At 59.3% G+C, this 17306-nt stretch carries 18 protein-coding genes and 1 pseudogene; 10 read left to right on the plus strand and 9 right to left on the minus strand.

Annotated features, from left to right (window positions below):
• The first annotated feature begins 156 nt into the window (after positions 1 to 156).
• The 6 genes from infB to NDI87_RS10545 are packed head-to-tail and all read left to right on the plus strand — an operon-like array spanning position 157 to position 8326.
• The gene (infB, locus tag NDI87_RS10520; protein WP_296275165.1) at positions 157 to 3099 is read left to right on the plus strand and encodes a translation initiation factor IF-2; all 2943 of its coding nucleotides are present in this window, start codon (positions 157 to 159) and stop codon (positions 3097 to 3099) included.
• A 17-nt stretch (positions 3100 to 3116) separates the two neighbouring features.
• The gene (gene rbfA / locus NDI87_RS10525) at positions 3117 to 3485 is read left to right on the plus strand and encodes a 30S ribosome-binding factor RbfA (protein ID WP_296275166.1); all 369 of its coding nucleotides are present in this window, start codon (positions 3117 to 3119) and stop codon (positions 3483 to 3485) included.
• A gap of 4 nt (positions 3486 to 3489) precedes the next feature.
• The gene (gene truB / locus NDI87_RS10530; RefSeq protein ID WP_296275167.1) at positions 3490 to 4491 is read left to right on the plus strand and encodes a tRNA pseudouridine(55) synthase TruB; all 1002 of its coding nucleotides are present in this window, start codon (positions 3490 to 3492) and stop codon (positions 4489 to 4491) included.
• Between the two features lie 18 nt (positions 4492 to 4509).
• Complete coding sequence (typA, locus tag NDI87_RS10535; protein ID WP_296275168.1) at positions 4510 to 6339, plus strand: translational GTPase TypA; 1830 nt, start codon at positions 4510 to 4512, stop codon at positions 6337 to 6339.
• Between the two features lie 8 nt (positions 6340 to 6347).
• Positions 6348 to 7223, plus strand: a complete 876-nt coding sequence (locus NDI87_RS10540; protein ID WP_366028712.1) for a DMT family transporter — start codon at positions 6348 to 6350, stop codon at positions 7221 to 7223.
• Positions 7220 to 8326, plus strand: a complete 1107-nt coding sequence (locus NDI87_RS10545) for an enoyl-CoA hydratase/isomerase family protein (protein ID WP_296275169.1) — start codon at positions 7220 to 7222, stop codon at positions 8324 to 8326. The genes NDI87_RS10540 and NDI87_RS10545 overlap by 4 nt, the downstream gene beginning before the upstream one ends.
• A gap of 17 nt (positions 8327 to 8343) precedes the next feature.
• On the opposite strand, the gene NDI87_RS10550 is transcribed toward NDI87_RS10545, so the two are convergent.
• Genes NDI87_RS10550 through NDI87_RS10560 form a run of 3 tightly spaced genes read right to left on the minus strand, consistent with a single transcriptional unit; the run spans position 8344 to position 10151 of the window.
• Complete coding sequence (locus NDI87_RS10550; protein WP_296275170.1) at positions 8344 to 9171, minus strand: anti-sigma factor; 828 nt, start codon at positions 9169 to 9171, stop codon at positions 8344 to 8346.
• A 12-nt stretch (positions 9172 to 9183) separates the two neighbouring features.
• Positions 9184 to 9732: a sigma-70 family RNA polymerase sigma factor gene (locus NDI87_RS10555; RefSeq protein ID WP_296275171.1), complete on the minus strand. Its 549-nt coding sequence runs from the start codon at positions 9730 to 9732 to the stop codon at positions 9184 to 9186.
• Between the two features lie 35 nt (positions 9733 to 9767).
• On the minus strand, positions 9768 to 10151 hold the full coding sequence (locus NDI87_RS10560; RefSeq protein WP_296275172.1) for a hypothetical protein: 384 nt from the start codon (positions 10149 to 10151) through the stop codon (positions 9768 to 9770).
• A 276-nt stretch (positions 10152 to 10427) separates the two neighbouring features.
• On the opposite strand from NDI87_RS10560, the gene murJ reads away from it, so the two are divergent.
• Positions 10428 to 11993 (plus strand): murein biosynthesis integral membrane protein MurJ, encoded by a 1566-nt coding sequence (gene murJ, locus NDI87_RS10565; protein WP_296275173.1) that lies wholly within the window; start codon positions 10428 to 10430, stop codon positions 11991 to 11993.
• A gap of 12 nt (positions 11994 to 12005) precedes the next feature.
• Positions 12006 to 12857, plus strand: a complete 852-nt coding sequence (locus NDI87_RS10570) for a tetratricopeptide repeat protein (RefSeq protein ID WP_296275174.1) — start codon at positions 12006 to 12008, stop codon at positions 12855 to 12857.
• A 32-nt stretch (positions 12858 to 12889) separates the two neighbouring features.
• Here NDI87_RS10570 and NDI87_RS10575 read toward each other — a convergent pair whose 3' ends face one another.
• The 3 genes from NDI87_RS10575 to NDI87_RS10585 all read right to left on the minus strand — a co-directional run bounded on the left by NDI87_RS10575 (position 12890) and on the right by NDI87_RS10585 (position 14250).
• Positions 12890 to 13312: a DUF6691 family protein gene (locus NDI87_RS10575; protein WP_296275175.1), complete on the minus strand. Its 423-nt coding sequence runs from the start codon at positions 13310 to 13312 to the stop codon at positions 12890 to 12892.
• Positions 13309 to 13782 carry a YeeE/YedE thiosulfate transporter family protein gene (locus NDI87_RS10580; RefSeq protein ID WP_296275176.1) on the minus strand — a complete coding sequence of 158 codons (474 nt, stop codon included), beginning with the start codon at positions 13780 to 13782 and terminating at the stop codon, positions 13309 to 13311. Before NDI87_RS10580 ends, NDI87_RS10575 begins: the two co-directional genes overlap by 4 nt.
• An 87-nt stretch (positions 13783 to 13869) precedes the next feature.
• Entirely contained in the window at positions 13870 to 14250 is a 381-nt protein-coding gene (locus tag NDI87_RS10585; protein ID WP_296275177.1) for a hypothetical protein, read from the minus strand.
• Between NDI87_RS10585 and NDI87_RS10590 the strand changes: the two genes are divergently transcribed.
• Positions 14216 to 14824 carry a 3'-5' exonuclease gene (locus NDI87_RS10590; RefSeq protein WP_296275178.1) on the plus strand — a complete coding sequence of 203 codons (609 nt, stop codon included), beginning with the start codon at positions 14216 to 14218 and terminating at the stop codon, positions 14822 to 14824. The genes NDI87_RS10585 and NDI87_RS10590 overlap by 35 nt on opposite strands.
• Here the strand turns inward: NDI87_RS10590 and NDI87_RS10595 are convergent.
• The 3 genes from NDI87_RS10595 to NDI87_RS10605 form a co-directional block, all read right to left on the minus strand.
• Positions 14821 to 15336, minus strand: coding sequence for a superoxide dismutase family protein (locus NDI87_RS10595; RefSeq protein ID WP_296275179.1), 516 nt, complete (start codon positions 15334 to 15336; stop codon positions 14821 to 14823). The two genes, NDI87_RS10590 and NDI87_RS10595, sit on opposite strands and share 4 nt — an antisense overlap.
• A 132-nt stretch (positions 15337 to 15468) precedes the next feature.
• A complete protein-coding gene (locus tag NDI87_RS10600; protein WP_296275180.1) occupies positions 15469 to 15717 on the minus strand; it encodes a hypothetical protein in 249 nt (82 codons plus the stop codon).
• Positions 15718 to 15795: 78 nt separating this feature from the next.
• Positions 15796 to 16266: a TerB family tellurite resistance protein gene (locus NDI87_RS10605; RefSeq protein ID WP_296275181.1), complete on the minus strand. Its 471-nt coding sequence runs from the start codon at positions 16264 to 16266 to the stop codon at positions 15796 to 15798.
• 577 nt (positions 16267 to 16843) lie between these two features.
• Between NDI87_RS10605 and NDI87_RS10610 the strand changes: the two are divergent.
• Positions 16844 to 17306: pseudogene (locus NDI87_RS10610) on the plus strand (TAT-dependent nitrous-oxide reductase); the annotation flags it as partial.

A 17306-nucleotide genomic window follows, 5' to 3' on the forward strand; every position in this document is an offset into this window, starting at 1 on the left:
TCTGCTGACGAGGCCACGGCCTTGATCATGAAGGCCCGTGAACATTGGTTCGCCAATGACGCATCTTCAAAAGAGTGAAAAATGATGAATTTACAGTTGAAGTAAAGACGTTAATTGCCTGCGGGCACCAAGTCTGAACTAAAGGTTACCTAAAAAATGTCCAGTATGACCGTTGCCGAGTTTGCTAATGAACTCAAGAAATCACCCGACACATTGCTTGAGCAATTGAAGTCGGCAGGTGTGGCCAAATCGGCTGCATCTGACAAGCTCACAGAGTCTGACAAGCAGCATCTGTTGAGTTATTTGCAGCTCAGCCACGGTACCAACACGGGTGAGCGCAAGAAGATCACTCTGGTCAAGAAGTCGACCACTGAAATCAAGCAGGCTGATGCCACCGGCAAGGCGCGCACCATTCAGGTGGAAGTGCGTAAAAAGCGCACGTTTGTGCGCCGTGATGAGGGCACGGAAACCAGCGCGGGTGCGGTGCCGGAAGAAACCGCTGAGCAGGAGGCGCAACACGCGGCCACGTTACAGATCGACCATGCCGAATTGGCACGTCGCGAAGAAGAGGCGCGGCGCCAGGCCGAGTTGATCCGTCGCCAGGAAGAAGAACTGGTTGAACGACGCCGTCAACGCGAGGCGCAGGAAGCCGCCGCCCGTGAGGCTGCTGAGCGTGCGGCTGCCGAAGCTGCGGCTGCGCGTACGCTGGCGCAACAACAGGCCGAAAAAGTTCAGTCGGCGCCGACTGCGCCGGTAGCAGATGACAGCGCGCAGCAGGCCGCCAAGGCAGCTGCTGCTGCGCAGGCCGAAGCCGGTCAACAGGCGCAACAACAGTTGCGCGAACAAGCCCAGGAAAAGGCAGCGCTTGAGTCCAAGAACCAGATTGCAGAAGAGCGCGCCCGCGCTGTTGATTTGACAGCGCGCCGTCAAAAAGCCGAATCCGAAGCGGCAGCCATCCGTTTGATGATGTCGCAGCCGGGAAAAAAATTGCCACCCAAGAAGGTGGAAGAACCCAAGCCGGTGGTCAAGACCGCCGAGGCGGCCAAAGCCGGACTCAAAGGCACCTTGCACAAGCCGGCGGGCAGCCCCGCCGGTGCCAAGCCAGCGGCACCCGGCGCAGCTGCCGCAGGTACGGCTGCGGGTGCCGGCAAAGAAGTCAAATCTGCCAAGCTGTCGAGTAGCTGGGCGGGTGATCCAGCCAAGAAAAAAGGCATTCCCACCCGTGGCGACACCGGTGCTGGCGCCGGTCGCGGTGGCAATTGGCGCGGTGGGCCGCGTGGCCGCCGTGGCAGCAACGACCGCGGTCATGACGATCACCACCAGGCTGCGCCGGTGGAAGTGCGCGTGCTCGAAGTCCATGTGCCTGAAACCATCACCGTCGCCGAGCTGGCCCACAAGATGGCGGTCAAGGCCTCCGAGGTGATCAAGCACCTGATGAAACTGGGTCAGATGGTCACCATTAACCAGCCGCTGGACCAGGACACTGCCATGATTTTGGTGGAAGAAATGGGTCACAAAGCCATTGTGGCGGCGCTCGATGACCCTGAAGCTTTCACCGATGACGAAGTCTCGCAACAGCAGGCTGAGTCCTTGCCACGCGCGCCTGTGGTGACTGTGATGGGCCACGTCGACCACGGCAAGACCTCGTTGCTGGACTACATTCGGCGCACCAAAGTGGCGTCGGGCGAAGCCGGTGGCATTACCCAGCACATTGGTGCTTACCATGTGGAAACAGCGCGTGGTGTGGTGTCATTCCTTGATACCCCCGGCCACGAAGCGTTTACCGCCATGCGTGCCCGTGGTGCACAGGCCACTGACATTGTGATTCTGGTGGTGGCAGCTGATGACGGTGTCATGCCGCAAACCAAGGAAGCCATCAAACACGCCAAGGCGGCGGGGGTGCCGATTGTGGTGGCCATCACCAAGGTGGACAAACCCGATGCCAACCCCGAGCGCGTCAAGAACGAGCTCGTGGTTGAAGACGTGATTCCCGAAGATTTTGGCGGCAGTTCGCCGTTTGTCTCGGTGTCGGCCAAGACCGGCCAGGGCATTGACGAATTGCTGGAGCAAGTGCTGTTGCAGGCCGAAGTGCTGGAACTCAAAGCCCCGGTGGATGCCATGGCCAAAGGCCTGGTGATCGAGGCCCAGCTTGACAAGGGCCGCGGCCCGGTGGCTACCGTGCTGGTGCAATCGGGTACCCTGAAAACGGGTGACGTGGTGCTGGCCGGCCAGACCTTTGGCCGCGTGCGCGCCATGCTCGACGAAAACGGCAAGCCCGTCAAATCGGCGGGTCCGTCAATCCCGGTTGAAATCCAGGGCCTGACCGAAGTTCCGCAAGCCGGCGATGAATTCATGGTGCTCTCTGATGAGCGCCGTGCCCGTGAAATCGCCACCTACCGTGCCGGCAAGTTCCGCCACACCAAGTTGGCCAAGCAGCAGGCTTCCAAGCTGGAAAACATGTTTACCGACATGACCGCAGGCGAGGTCAAGATGGTGCCGATCATCGTCAAGGCCGATGTGCAGGGTTCGCAGGAAGCCTTGTCGCAGTCCCTGCTCAAGCTCTCGACCGACGAGGTCAAGGTGCAACTGGTGTACGCCGCAGTCGGTGCCATCAGCGAGTCCGATGTCAACCTGGCCATCGCTTCCAAAGCCGTCATCATCGGCTTTAACACCCGGGCTGACGCTGGTGCGCGCAAGCTGGCCGAGAACAACGGTGTTGATATCCGCTATTACGACATCATTTACGACGCGGTCGACGAACTCAAACTGGCCATGTCGGGCATGCTGACGCCTGACAAGAAGGAAGAAGTCATTGGTACCGCCGAAATTCGCCAGATTTTCAAGGTGTCCAAGATCGGCTCGATTGCGGGTTGTATGGTCACGGCGGGTGTGGTGCGTCGCAGCGCGCGCTTGCGCTTGCTGCGCCAGAACATGGTGATCATGACCGGCGAACTCGAATCGCTCAAGCGCTTCAAGGACGACGCCAAGGAAGTGCGCGAAGGCTTCGATTGCGGCTTGAACATCAAGAACTACAACGACATCCAGGTCGGTGACGTGCTGGAGTTCTTCGAGATCCGCGAAGTGGCGCGTACGCTGTGATCCATTGGGCCTGATCCGTGCATAAAAAGTCTGCCACACCCAATCGCGCCTTCAAGGTCGCCGATCAGATCCAGCGTGATCTGACCGAGTTGATTGCGCGTGAGCTGAAAGACCCGCGGGTCGGCATGGTCACCATCCAGGGCGTCGAGGTGACGCCCGACTATGCCCATGCCAAGGTGTTTTTCAGTTTGCTGGCGGGTGACGTGAAGGCGTGCACCGAGGGTTTGAACCAGGCTGCCGGCTTCTTGCGCGCCGGCTTGTTCAAGCGTCTGCACATCCATACCGTGCCCACCCTTCATTTCATTTTTGACCAGACCCCTGAGCGCGCCGCTGACATGAACGCCCTGATCGCGCGTGCGGTGGCTTCTCGGGCCAAGGACGATTAGCTAGATGAATGCGCCGCGTGTACGGGTCACGAGGCGCCCCGTGCATGGGGTGCTGTTGCTGGACAAGCCATTGGGCTGGTCGAGCAACGATGCGCTGCAAAAAGTCAAATGGCTTTTGCGCGCTGAAAAAGCGGGCCATACCGGCACGCTTGACCCGCTGGCCACGGGTGTGCTGCCGCTGTGTTTTGGGGCGGCAACCAAGTTCAGCCAGTTGCAACTGGATGCCGATAAAACTTATGAGGCCGTGCTGTGTCTGGGTGTCAAGACCAGCACTGGTGATGCCGAGGGAGAAGTGATCGCAACGCGACCGGTGGCGGTGAGCGACTTTGACGTGGCGCGGGTGATGGGGCAGTTCACTGGCTCGATCAGCCAGTTGCCGCCCATGCACAGCGCCTTGAAGAAAGACGGCAAGGCGCTTTACGAGTATGCGCGTGCCGGGATTGAGGTAGAACGGGCCTCACGAGAGGTTCAGATTTACGATTTGCAATTGACGCTGGTGACAACGGATGCGTTGCAACCCGCGATCAAGTTGGTGGCGAAGTGCAGCAAGGGCACCTACATCCGCACGCTGGGCGAGGACATCGGAGAGGCGCTGGGTTGCGGTGCCCATTTGAGTGCCTTGCGGCGCATTGCCACCGGTGGCTTCGCGGTGGCGCAGTGCGTCACGCTGGAGGCGCTGGAGGCGATGACCGAAGCGCAGCGTCTGGCCTGTTTGTTGCCGGTGGACAGCTTGTTGGCTGATCATGCGGTGGTCACACTCGACGCGGACAATGCCGGGCGTTTTCTGTCGGGTTTGCGTCGCCGTGGGTCTTGGCCCGATGCGGCGCAGGTCGCGGTGTACGCCGGTGAAGATGCCATGTTGCTGGGCACGGCCCGGGTGGTAACCGATGAATTGATTCCCGGGCGGCTGCTCAGCCCGATTGAAATTGAACAGATGAGAAGTTTTAAACCGAATGTGATAGATGCCGGGACAGAGGTGGGCGCAGGGTGCGCGGTCCTGAACTAATTTAAGAGAAAGTGAACCATGGCACATAAACAAATCAGAAATATTGCAATCATTGCCCACGTTGACCATGGCAAAACCACCATGGTTGACCAGTTGTTGCGCCAGTCCGGCACCTTTGCCGAACACGAAAAAGTGGTTGACACTGTGATGGACAACAACGCGATTGAAAAAGAGCGCGGCATCACGATTCTGGCCAAGAACTGTGCCGTGACCTGGGAAGGCACGCACATCAACATCGTCGACACCCCCGGTCACGCCGACTTCGGTGGCGAGGTGGAGCGCGCGCTCTCCATGGTTGATGGTGTGGTGTTGCTGATTGACGCCCAGGAAGGCCCCATGCCGCAGACCCGCTTTGTGACCAAGAAGGCGCTGGCCCTGGGCCTCAAGCCCATCCTCGTGGTGAACAAGGTCGACAAGCCCGGTGCCCGCCCGCAATTTGTGGTCGATGCGGCGTTTGATCTGTTCGACAAGCTGGGTGCGACCGATGAGCAGCTCGATTTCCCGGTTGTTTACGCCTCGGGCATCAACGGCTGGTCGTCGCTGGAAGAGGGCGGTCAGGGCGAGCAGTGGGGTCCCGACATGTCGGCCCTGTTCAACACCATTCTGGATCATGTGCCGCACCAGCAGGGTGACCCGGCGGCGCCGCTGCAACTGCAGATTTCTGCGCTCGACTTCTCCACCTTTGTCGGCCGTATTGGCGTGGGCCGCATCAGCCAGGGCACGATCCGCCCCATGATGGATGTGGTCGTCATGGAAGGTCCGGACGGCAAGGCCGTGAAAGGCCGCATCAACCAGGTGTTGACTTTCCAGGGGCTGGAGCGCGTGCAGACGGATGAAGCCGGTCCGGGTGAAATTGTGCTGATCAACGGTGTGGCGGACATCGGCATTGGTGTCACCATCACTGATCCGACCAACCCGGCACCACTGCCGATGCTCAAGGTGGATGAACCCACCCTGACCATGAATTTTTGCGTCAACACCAGTCCGCTGGCCGGCCGCGAAGGCAAGTACGTCACCAGCCGCCAGATCTGGGACCGCCTGCAAAAGGAACTCCAGCACAACGTGGCCTTGCGCGTCAAGGAAACCGACGAAGAAGGTATCTTCGAAGTCATGGGTCGCGGCGAACTGCACCTGACCATTCTGCTGGAAAACATGCGTCGCGAAGGCTACGAACTGGCTGTTTCCAAGCCGCGTGTGGTGTTCAAGGACATTGACGGCGTGCGTTACGAGCCCATCGAGTTGGTCACTGCCGACATTGAGGAACAGCATCAGGGCGGTGTCATGCAGGCACTGGGCGAGCGCAAAGCCGACCTGATCAACATGGAACCGGACGGTCGCGGCCGGGTCCGTCTGGAGTACCGCATTCCGGCGCGTGGCCTGATCGGTTTTACCAACGAGTTCATGAACCTGACGCGCGGCTCGGGCCTGATCTCCAACATTTTTGACAGCTATGAGCCGCACAAGGGCGAGATTGGCGGCCGCAAAAACGGCGTGCTGATCTCGATGGATGCGGGCGAAATCTTCAACTATGCGCTGGGCAAACTCGATGACCGTGGCCGCATGTTTGTCACGGCCAATGACCCTGTCTATGAAGGCATGATTGTGGGCATCCACAACCGTGACAACGACCTGGTGGTCAATGCCACGCGCACCAAGCAGCTCACCAACTTCCGCGTCAGCGGCAAGGAAGACGCGATCAAGATCACGCCGCCGATCCAGTTGACGCTGGAGTACGGCGTTGAATTCATCGAAGACGACGAGTTGGTCGAAATCACGCCCAAATCGATTCGCCTGCGCAAGCGTCACCTGTCCGAACACGAGCGCAAAAAAGCCGGTCGCAACGCCTGACGCCTGAGTTGAAACTCACGCACAACCGGGCGGTGTGGGTGATGGTGGCGGTGACCCTGATGTGGTCCACCGCTGGCGTGGTCACGCGTCATCTGGAGCACGCGCAGAAGTTTGAGGTCACTTTCTGGCGCAGCTTTTTCACCATGTTGTGCCTGCTGGTGATATTGCCTGTGTTCAAAGGCCGTGATGTGTTCAGCCGCATGCGCCATGGCGGCGCGGCGCTGTGGTTGTCCGGCCTGTGCTGGTGCGGCATGTTTACCTTTTTCATGGTGGCCATCATGCTCACCACGGTTGCCAATGTGCTGGTGACCCTGGCCTTGGCGCCCCTGCTGACCGCGCTGGCAGCGCGCATTTTCATCGGGCACCGAATTCCATTGCGCACCTGGCTGGCGATTGTGGTGGCGGGCGCTGGCATTGCTTACATGTATGCCAGTCAATTGGGGCAAGGCATCAGTCTGGCAGGCACCTTGGTGGCGCTTTGCGTGCCGATTGCTGGTGCAGCCAACTGGACCATCACGCAACATGCTCATGCGCAGGGCAAGGACGTTGACCTGATTCCCGCCGTGTTGGTGGGCGCGGTGCTGTCGTCATTGGTCACGCTACCGCTGGCCTGGCCGTTTCAGGCGTCTGCCCATGATTTGTCGCTGCTGTTTGGCTTGGGGCTGGGGCAGTTGGCCATTCCCTGCGTTTTGGTGGTGGTGTGCGCCCGTGTATTGAAGGCGCCAGAAGTGGCTCTGCTGGGCCTGCTGGAGGTTATTTTTGGCATTTTGTTGGCCTGGGTAGGGGCGGGTGAAGTGCCTGGCCGAGATGTGTTTGTTGGTGGCGCGCTGGTGATTGGTGCCCTGGTGGCCAACGAGCTGGTCGGATGGAAAGAGCGGGCATGAGTGGCGCCATGAATGACGTGCTGTGCGAGGTTCGTGGTGAGGTGGGGTTCATCACCCTGAACCGGCCGCAGGCCCTCAACGCTTTGAGCCTGCCCATGATCCGCGCCTTGACCACTTGCCTGCTGGCCTGGCGTGAAGACGCGCGCATCAAGGCGGTGGCGCTGCGTGGCAGCAACAAGGCCGGGCCTTTTGGTGCCTTCTGTGCCGGTGGCGACATCCGTTATTTTCACCAGGCCCTGCTGTCGGGCGACCCGGCTGCGGAGGATTTTTTTACCGAGGAATACAGCCTCAATCACCTGATTCACAGTTTCCCCAAACCATTGATTGCTTTCATGGATGGCGTGGTCATGGGTGGCGGCATGGGCCTGAGCCAGGGTGCATCGCACCGGCTGGTCACAGCGCGCAGCAAACTGGCGATGCCGGAGACGCTCATCGGTCTGTTCCCGGATGTCGGAGGCGGCTATTTCCTGAGCCGCTGCCCCGGTTACGCGGGCGAGTGGCTGGCCCTGACCGGGACCTCATTGGGTGCAGCAGAAGCCATTGCATCAAGGTTGGCGGACCACTGCCTGGATGCCGAACGGCTGCCACAAGCCTGGGACGCACTGGCCGACATCAAGTCGCTGGACGCGGCGCAGTTGCAGGCATGGGTGGCTGAATTTTCAACACCTGAAGACGCACCGTCTGGGTGGGACAGAGGCCGGATGGATGTTTTTTTCTCGCTGGATTCGGTAAGCGCCATCGTGCGCGCGCTGGAAGCCGATGCTTCCGACTGGGCACAGCGCACCGCCATGCAGTTGCGCCAGCGCTCACCCCTGATGCTGCATGTGGCTTTTGAACAGATCCGTCGGGCGCGCCACCTCACCTACGCACAAGACTTGCAGATGGAGCGCGACATGATGCGGCATTGCTTTTTCCCCAGACATCTGGCACGCAGGGGTGCGCAAACCGAAGCGGCAGAAGGCATCCGTGCCCTGGTGATCGACAAGGACAATGCGCCGCTCTGGCAGCCCGCGCGCATTGAAGAGGTGAACCCCGAGCTGGTGCTACCGTTTTTTGACAGCCCTTGGCCGGCGCATGGCCATCCGCTGCGCACACTGATCTGACGCTTGTTGCGCAGCACCTAAAGTTGGCGGTAGACCGCTTGTGCAAGCTGCATCAGCGCTGCCCGGGGCAACTGGCCAGCCAGTGCGTAACCAAAGCCCTGGTCGACCCAGTAAAAACTGGGTACCCCGGCCTGGGGCTCGAACCGGAATCCGGTTTCCTGGCTTGACATGCCTGCTGCTGGTTGATGCACCGCGCCCAGATAAAGCGTCACGCGCTGCCCCGCTGCGTCCTGAAACATGAACTGTGCGCGTGCACCCGCCTCGCCAGGCAGCAAACGTCCGCCTACCAAATCAAAGCCCTGGCCGGTCAAATCAGGCACCTTGAGCGGTTTGCCTAATCGTTTGGACAACCATTGCACCAGGTGAGCCTGCTCCTGTGCCGTGACTTCCACCGGATGGCGAATTTCGGGTGTGTAAACGGCGTGGGCCAGTCCGGCCTGACGCACAAATTCACGCTCTGGCAGCGCTCGGGCCATGCCGAACGCCGTTGCCGCACGACCGCTCACTTCCGGCCAGTGGGTGTTGGCCAACCAGCCTGCGCCAAATGCCATGACAACACTGGCAGCCATGCCGCCATAGCGCCACCAGTGGTTACCGGTTGTACGCACGGCGTCGCCAGCTTGCGCAGCCTGTAACAGTGGGTGCGGTACCGACTCGGACAGGACCTGGGCATGCAGGCAGTGCAATGTGTCACGCTGGCGCTGCCACTGCGCGAATCTGACCTGAACGTCAGGGTCATCTGCCAGCCTCATCCGCAGCGCTGCCAGATCGTCAAGCGAACCCTGACCGTCCACCAGTGCGTGGAGTTCGTCATCAGTCAAGGGGCGGTTAGGTGTGCGATTCATGGTGATTGGGGTTTATTTCAAGCGGTGCAGCGTCATGGGGCGGGGCGGCACCGCATGATCGGCTGGTGGCTCGGTGCGCACCCGTGCCGGTGCATCCAGCAGTGCCTGCAAGCGGGCTCTGGCACGTGACAAGCGCGACATCACGGTTCCCAGCGGAACGCCGGTGACCTTGGCAATCTCGGCATAACTCATGTCCTCCATGCTGACCAATAACAACACTTCACGCTGCTCCGGCGGCAGGCGGAGCAGGCAGCGTTGCAGGTCGAGCGCCTGGTCCGGGTTGGACGCAGGTGCCGGCAGATCATCGGCCAGTTCGTCAATGTCCTGCATTGCCGGTCGTGCGCCGCCCGCTGACTGGCGCAATTGATTGACAAACAGGTTGTGCATCACACTGAACAGCCAGGCCCGCAAGTTGGTTCCCACCAGCCACAAGCGCCATTTGTTGCAGGCACGCTCCAGCGTGTCCTGCACCAGATCATCGGCCGCCCAGGTGTCCCCCGTGAGCGCCCGTGCATAACGACGCAGCGAGGGAATCTGGGCAACCATGAGTTCGCGGCTCATGGGCTTATCACTGAAGTGCCGGCCGCGTTGTCAGATCAGGGTTTGGCGACTTGCCAGACACCGCTGAAACCGTCCCCGGTTTTGTCGCCAGGCTTGCTGTCCTTGACCCAGTAATACACGGGCTTGCCCTTGACTGCCCATTGTTTGCTGCCGTCATCTCGGGTGATGATGCTGAAGTCACCGCTGGCGGACTCGCCCTGGGCCGCCATGAGGGGTGGCCAATTGGTGGCGCACGGGCCATTGCAGACCGACTTGCCGCTGCCGGCTACATCCTTGTCAAAGGTGTAGAGCGTCATGCCGTTGGGGCCAACCAGCACGCCATCAGAAACCTTGACAGGCGCGGAAGCCACCGAGGCGCATGCCGTCAGCATGGCAAAAGTGACCGAGGTCATGAAAATTGTTGGTGATTTGAATGTCATGATGAACTCCTAAGTTGGGAAAACGCAAACAGACGTTTGCAATCACATGAACAGGGCGCGCAACGGTTTTATTCCAGCAACTTGCAAATAAAAGATTGAATCCGGATTTTCAGGCCATGACTACAATCCGCGCGAGTCTTTATTCTATGAAACCTTTCAAAAAATCCGTTTTAATCCATCACAGCCTGGCCGTATCGCGCTGGTGGGCGGCGCCTTGGTGATCGGGATGCTGGTGGCCTGCGCCATGATGGGCTGGCCGAGCGGGTTGGTGGCGCTGTGAGCTTATTCAGATCGGCCTCCGTGGTGTCAGGTTTGACGCTGCTGTCGCGCATCACCGGGTTGGTGCGTGAGCTGCTGATTGCCGCTACTTTTGGTGCTTCGGCCATGACCGATGCTTTCAACGTGGCGTTTCGCATTCCCAATCTGTTCCGGCGGTTTTTTGGTGAAGGGGCTTTCAGCCAGGCTTTTGTGCCGGTGTTGGCCGCTGCCAAAGCGCAACAGGGTGATGCCGCAACCAAGGTCCTGATTGACCGGGTCGCCACGGTGCTGGCCTGGGCGCTATTGTGTTTAAGCGTGCTGGGCGTGCTGGGCGCCGGTGGTCTGGTGTGGGCCATGGCAAGCGGCATGCAGCAGGACCCGCATGGCTATGGCGTGGCGGTGCGCTTGACGCGCTGGATGTTTCCCTACATTGCCTTCATGTCGCTGGTGGCACTGGGCGCTGGAGTGCTCAACACCTACAAACGTTTTGCGGTGCCGGCCGTCACCCCCGTGCTGCTCAATATCTCCATGATCTTTGCCGCCTGGCTGGGGGCGCCCTGGTTCAAAACCTTGGGGCTGGAGCCCATTTATGCTCTCGCCGGGGGCGTCTTGCTGGGCGGTGTGTTGCAGTTGTCCGTGCAATGGTTGGCTTTGAAGCGGCTCGGGCTCAACCCACGGCTGTCCTGGCGCTGGTCGGCCTTGAAGCAGGCCTGGGCCGATGCCGGCACGCAGAACATCCTGATCCTGATGGGCCCGGCCTTGCTGGGGGTCGGCGTGGCGCATTTGTCGATGCTCATCAACACCCAGATCGCCTCCTACCTGGCGCCGGGCAGTGTCAGTTGGATCACCTATGCCGATCGGCTCATGGAGTTTCCGACTGCCATGCTGGGCGTGGCCATGGGCGTGGTGCTGATGCCGCAGTTGGCCATGGCGCGCGCCAGCGGCGACACGGCACGCTATTCGGCCATGCTGGACTGGGGCCTGCGCCTGGTGGTTTTGCTGGCAGTGCCCTGTGCCCTGGCGTTGCTGGTGTTTCCAAAGCCGCTGGTGGCGGTGCTCTACCATTACGGCGCCATGACCGACTTTGACGTGCAGCAGGTTACGCGTGCGCTGATGGGCTGGGGTGTGGGGCTGATCGGCATTGTGGCCATCAAGGTGCTGGCGCCCGGTTATTTTGCCAACCAGGACACCAGAACACCGGTCAAGGTGGCGGTGGTGGTGCTGGTGCTGACCCAGATGCTGAACGTGGCTCTGGTGCCCGTTTTCGCCCATGCCGCTCTCACCCTGTCGATCGGTATTGGCGCCATGGTCAATGCGCTGTGGCTGTTGCTGGGTCTGTTGAAACGTGGCAGCTACAGGCCCGAGCCGGGCTGGGGCCTGTTTGTGCTGCAGGTTCTGGCGGCCTGCGTGCTGCTCGGTCTGTTTCTTGTTTGGGCGAACAGCCACTTTGCCTGGACGGCACTGCGTGCCGAAAGTTTGAAGCGGATCGGGCTGCTGGCATCCATTCTGCTAGCCTCTGGCCTGATTTACTTTTCGGCCTTATGGGCTGCCGGCATGAAACTGCGCCAGTTTTTAAGACGATAGACAATAGACCCCATGAATCTGTCATTGAACATTCCCACCCCACTGGAGTATTTTTCTGCTCTGGTGCACAGCGATGCAGATTTTCCCCTGCTGGAAGCCGCCATCAGCCTGGCGCAAGATGAATACCCGGACCTCAGTGTGCAGCAAGTGCTGGGCGATGTGGACCAGTTGCTGGCGCGACTGAAGCGCCGCTTGCCGGCAGATGCCGGTTCATTGCAAAAACTCCGCGTGCTGAACCAGTTTGTTTACCGCGACCTCAACTTTGGCGGCAATTTCAACAACTTCATGGACCCGGACAACAGCTACGTGCATGTGGTGCTGCTGACCCGTCTGGCGATTCCAATTTCTCTGGCCGTGATCTGGCTGGAACTGGCCCAGGGCATTGGCCTGACGGTGCGCGGCATCAGTTTTCCGGGGCACTTCATGGTCAAGGTCAATTTGACCGAAGGCCAGGTGGTGATCGACCCGCTGACCGGCAAGTCCCTCAGCCGTGAAGAACTGTCCGAGCGGCTGGCGCCGTTTCAGGACCTGGCAGGCCTGGACGAAGATCAGGAGTTGCCGCTCGGCCTGTACCTGCAGGCTGCGCCCCCGCGCGACATCATTGCCCGCATGTTGTACAACCTCAAGGATATCCATGTCGCGCAGCGCGACTGGCCGCGCCTGATCATGGTGCTGGATCGTCTGATTGTGCTGTTGCCGCAAGCCTGGTCGGAGTACCGTGACCGGGGCCTGGCGCATGCCGAGGCCGGCCACCCGGGGCATGCCCTGGAAGATCTGGAAACTTATCTTGCCAATGCCACCGAAGCTGGCGACCGTCGTGACATCGCGGCCCGGGTGAGCGAGTTAAGACGCGCCACCCAGTAAGAACGCACCAGGACCAGGCATCCTGGAGGGGATTATTTAACCCGCAGGCCTTGCACCAGCGCTCCGGCCGCCATGCCGCCCAATGCCCACAGCAAATCGAAATTACCAACGCCAAGCGCGGCAATGGCTGGCCCGGGACAGACACCGCACAAGCCCCAGCCGACACCAAACAGCGCCGAACCCACCAGGGTGTCTTTGTTCCAGAAGCTGGGGTGGCTGTGGAAATGCGAGCCAAAGACAGGTTTTAAGAGCAGCCGTGGTGCCAATTTGTAAGCCAGCACCACCACCATGACGGCGCCGCCCATGACCAGCACCAGGCCAAAATCCTGCAGGCGCAAAAAACTCAGAACCACCTCGGGCTGGATCATGGTCGAGAAGGACAGTCCAAAGCCAAACAGCATGCCCGCTGCCAGTGTGGCGAGCATTTTCGGTAGCGACTCCTTGGCTGTCGTCATGCCAGCCACCTTGCCATCAGATTGGCTGTCAAAAATGCGGTGGCCATGAAGGTCAGCACTGCCAACAGCGACGGCCATTGCAGCGAACCCAATCCGCAAATACCGTGACCCGAGGTGCAGCCATTGCCCAGTCGGGCCCCGTAGCCTACAAAAAAGCCTCCCAGCAGCAATTGCCACACCGGCACGCTGGTGCTTTGTGCAGCCCTATCGGCAAACCCCAGCCACCACAGCAGCGCTCCCAAAATAAGCCCGGCCGCATACACCAGCCGCCATCCGCGTGAAGCAACAAAGCGTGGCTGCTGAAAAAACGGCCGTTGCACGACAAAAGACCATGTGCTGGAAAACACCGTGCTCATGCCGCCAATGCGGCCCGTTAAAACAAACAGCAGCGCCGTGCCGGCGCCTACAAACAGGCCACCCAGCAGGTAGTGCTGCCAGCCCAGGGGAAAGAGAGTGCTTGAAAAAATCATGGTCTGATTATCGGATTGAAAAAACGACATTGGTCCGCCGCGTCCGGACGTATAACGTTATGCTGTGTACTCCGGTGGCCGATTGGCTCAGGCATCGCCTTGCGCCATCCAAGCTGTCAGGTTGATGTTTTTTACAGCACCGCGTGCCAGCCCAATACTGGTGCGGGTTTGGCGGCTTTTAAACATACTTATCCACAAACTAGCACACAGTTTCAAGGGGTAACCTTGATGGCCAGCAGCGTGCAGTGGACGAAAATACCAAGGTTTCAAAGTGCTAACACGAAATCTCACCCTCCAATGAAGAGTTTTAAAAAAGGTACTTTTACTGACTATTTTTTGGGCACTGTCTGCAAAGCCATAGCCCGCGCGGCTTACGCCGCTTGTTCCAGCAGTTATCCACAAGGTAGCACACACAAAATCAGGGTAACTATTTATGCACAGCACGCCTGACAAAGAGACCATCGCCATGCTGCCGCCTTTTGCGCGGCTGGGGCTTGATCGCATTGCTCTCGTGACCACGAAAACCGAGGCCGAGGCCGCCTTTGCCACATTGACGGTCGCCAGCGCCTGGGGTTTTGATACCGAGTCAAAACCCACGTTTCGCGTAGGTGAAGCGTCGGACGGGCCGCACATCCTGCAGTTGTCCACCCCCGAGCGTGCCTGGGTCTTTCAGTTGCACGACCCGGCCTGTCGCGCCGTGGCGGCCGAATTGTTGCAAATGAAAGGCGTTGCCAAAGCCGGCTTTGGCCTGCGCGACGACCGCAAGCGCATCATTGAAAAACTGGGTGTGGAACCCGCCGGCATCCTGGAGTTGAACACCGTGTTCAGGGAGCGCGGCTACCGCAAGGACATGGGGGCGAAAGGCGCGGTGGCGGTGCTGTTTCAGCAACGCTTCATCAAATCCAAAAAAGCCGCCACCAGCAATTGGGCCAACCCCCGCTTGTCCGAGGCGCAGCTGGTGTACGCCGCCAACGACGCCTATGCCGCGATTCGGGTGTTCGACGCGCTGGGGCTGGGGTCAGCGATGACTGGGCAGCTTTAACCCTTGGTAATCACAGCACAGGCCAAGCGCGGTCCTGCATTGCCCGTGGGTTGGGTTTTGAAATCATCCGCATCGCGGTGAACAATCAAGCCACGGCCAACGACATTGGTCGCCCCTTCGCCGACGGTGATGGCAGCGGAGGTGTAACTGAAGCGCGCCACACCGTTGGCATCAGCTTTCAGACTGGCCAGGTCACCGGCATGGTGTTCGCTGTGGTCATAGGCGCCATGTGCTTTGCCGGTGGGGTTGAAATGGCCGCCGGTGCTCAAACCATCTCCGCTGGAGCAGTCCCCCTTTTCATGGATATGAAAGCCATGTTCCTTGTTGGCTGCCAGCCCCTGTACCTCGCCTGCCACAAGCACCATGTTCCCCTGCTGGGTAAACGTGACCGTGCCGACAACGGCGTTGCCTTTGGTGGCAGCCAATTGCGCGGTGGCACTGGGGGCGACAGGGTAGCCAGCACACGCAGAAATCAGAAGAGCCGAGGCAATGGGGGCAATGCGTTTGATCATGGGAATACCTCCTGAGGTGAATGTTGAAACTGATATAGCCAGTTAAAGTATGTCAGCCTGGTCGAAGATGTACCGGCGTCTTCGGATTGACCACGATGCGATGTACGGTAAGTGGCCGCATCCCGAACAAGGTCAGTGGGTGACGAACTCGTAGGCCACTTCTTCGCTCTCCACCATGTCGAGCAGGTCGTTCAGCACATCATCGTCTTCGGTGCTGGCCCAGGTTTCCTCGGGGTCGCTGGCGAACAACGGCTCGATGGCAATGTCCAGAAACTGATTGTTGGGCAGTTTCAGCACGTGCCCGCCTTCGGAGGTTTTAACCAGTTCCCAGTCATCCGGGACCGACATTTCCAGCTTGATGGTGACGTTGAGTTTCTTCATGATGTTCCTTGTTTGCTAAGGCAGCGAGATTAACCGAAATGCCATGGCAACAAGCGCAGCGCAAAACGCAGGTTGCCGCTACGCACCCCGTTGCGCGGCTTCCCTGGCGTGCAGCTTGGCGGCAATGTATTCGCCATGGGTCACGTGCAGCAAGCCGGCAATCTTGCTGATCAGGTGGTTTTCATTGGCGTCCAGATGTCCGTCGGCAAAAGCCACCTGCCACATGTGTTCCACCACCTGAATTTTTTCGGCCTGCGTGAACTGCTCGTTCATGGCGCTGGTAAAACGGAAGTAGTCGTTGGCGCTTTTGGCCGTTTTTTCTGCCTGCGCCAGCAGCCGGTTCTGTTCGTCCTCGCTCAGTCCGAATTTGGATCGCAGCGCCGAAACGGTTGCGGTGCGCTCAGTGGCGGATACGTCGGTGTCAGAACGCATCACCTCGACCAGCAGCACCGCCGTGGCCAGTTGCAGGCTGCGTGCTTCGTCGAAGCTTGCCAGACCGTTGGCAGGCATGAAAAATTGGGTCAGCAGGTTTTTGAATGGACTCAGCATGGTTGGATGTCATGAAATTGAACTTGGCTGATGCTTCACAGACCGCGCTGTCAATACGTGTGAAGCCAGGCAAGCCTGTTGCGATCGCTGGTATTTTCGACTGTTCGCCATAAGCGCTCATTTTCCATAACTCAAAGTCCCTTGAAGACCTGTAGTACTAGTTCTTTCGGAAAGAAATTGCTCCTTCTTTAGAGATATTGCCGGGAAAACTTTTCTTTTTTAAAGTCAACGGCACATGTTTTACCCCTGAAGCACCAGTACAGACTTCAAGTTCCAGGACGCACTTTTTCCATTGACATAGATCAAATCAAGTTAAATATTCATTTGATTTGAACTTTATAGCCATAGAATCCAGCCCATGTTTTCAGAGTCCCACTTACCGCTGCGCCATACCAGGTGGATCGTATTGGTGCTGCTGTTCTGCATGGGAATAGCCACTGCCAGTCCACTGGTCAAGCCCAAGACCATGGTCCTGGTATGTACAGGCGCAAACGCCCTCGTGCTGGTGCCCATGGCTTATCGCCGCCCTCACGCGGCCCGCCACCCGTTTTACCAACCTGAACCGAAAGGCCATATTATGAAAAATGACATCCAACTGACTCCCCCAAGCTCGAATGGTTTGGCGCGTAGAACCTTCCTCAACACCGCCGCATTGACCGGGCTGACGCTCGGTGTCACAGCCTGTGCTGACAAAAAACCGGAAAGCGCGGCGCCTGCTGCGGCACCTGCTGCTTTAGACAACCATGGCGCTGCGTCCGCCCATCTGAAACCCGGCGAACTCGACACCTATTACGGCATCTGGAGTGGCGGCCACACCGGCGACATGCGTATTCTGGGCCTGCCTTCCGGCCGCGAGTTGCTGCGCATTCCCTGCTTCGTGCCAGACGCACTGGTCGGCTGGGGCATCACCAACGAATCCAAGGCGATCATGGGCACCAAACCCGATGGCTCCTTGCGTTACACCGTCGGCGATTCACATCACACGCACGCTTCCTACAAGGACGGCAACTACGACGGGCGTTACTCCTGGATCAACGACA

The sequence above is a fragment of the Rhodoferax sp. genome, assembly GCF_023701345.1.
GTDB lineage: Bacteria > Pseudomonadota > Gammaproteobacteria > Burkholderiales > Burkholderiaceae_C > Rhodoferax.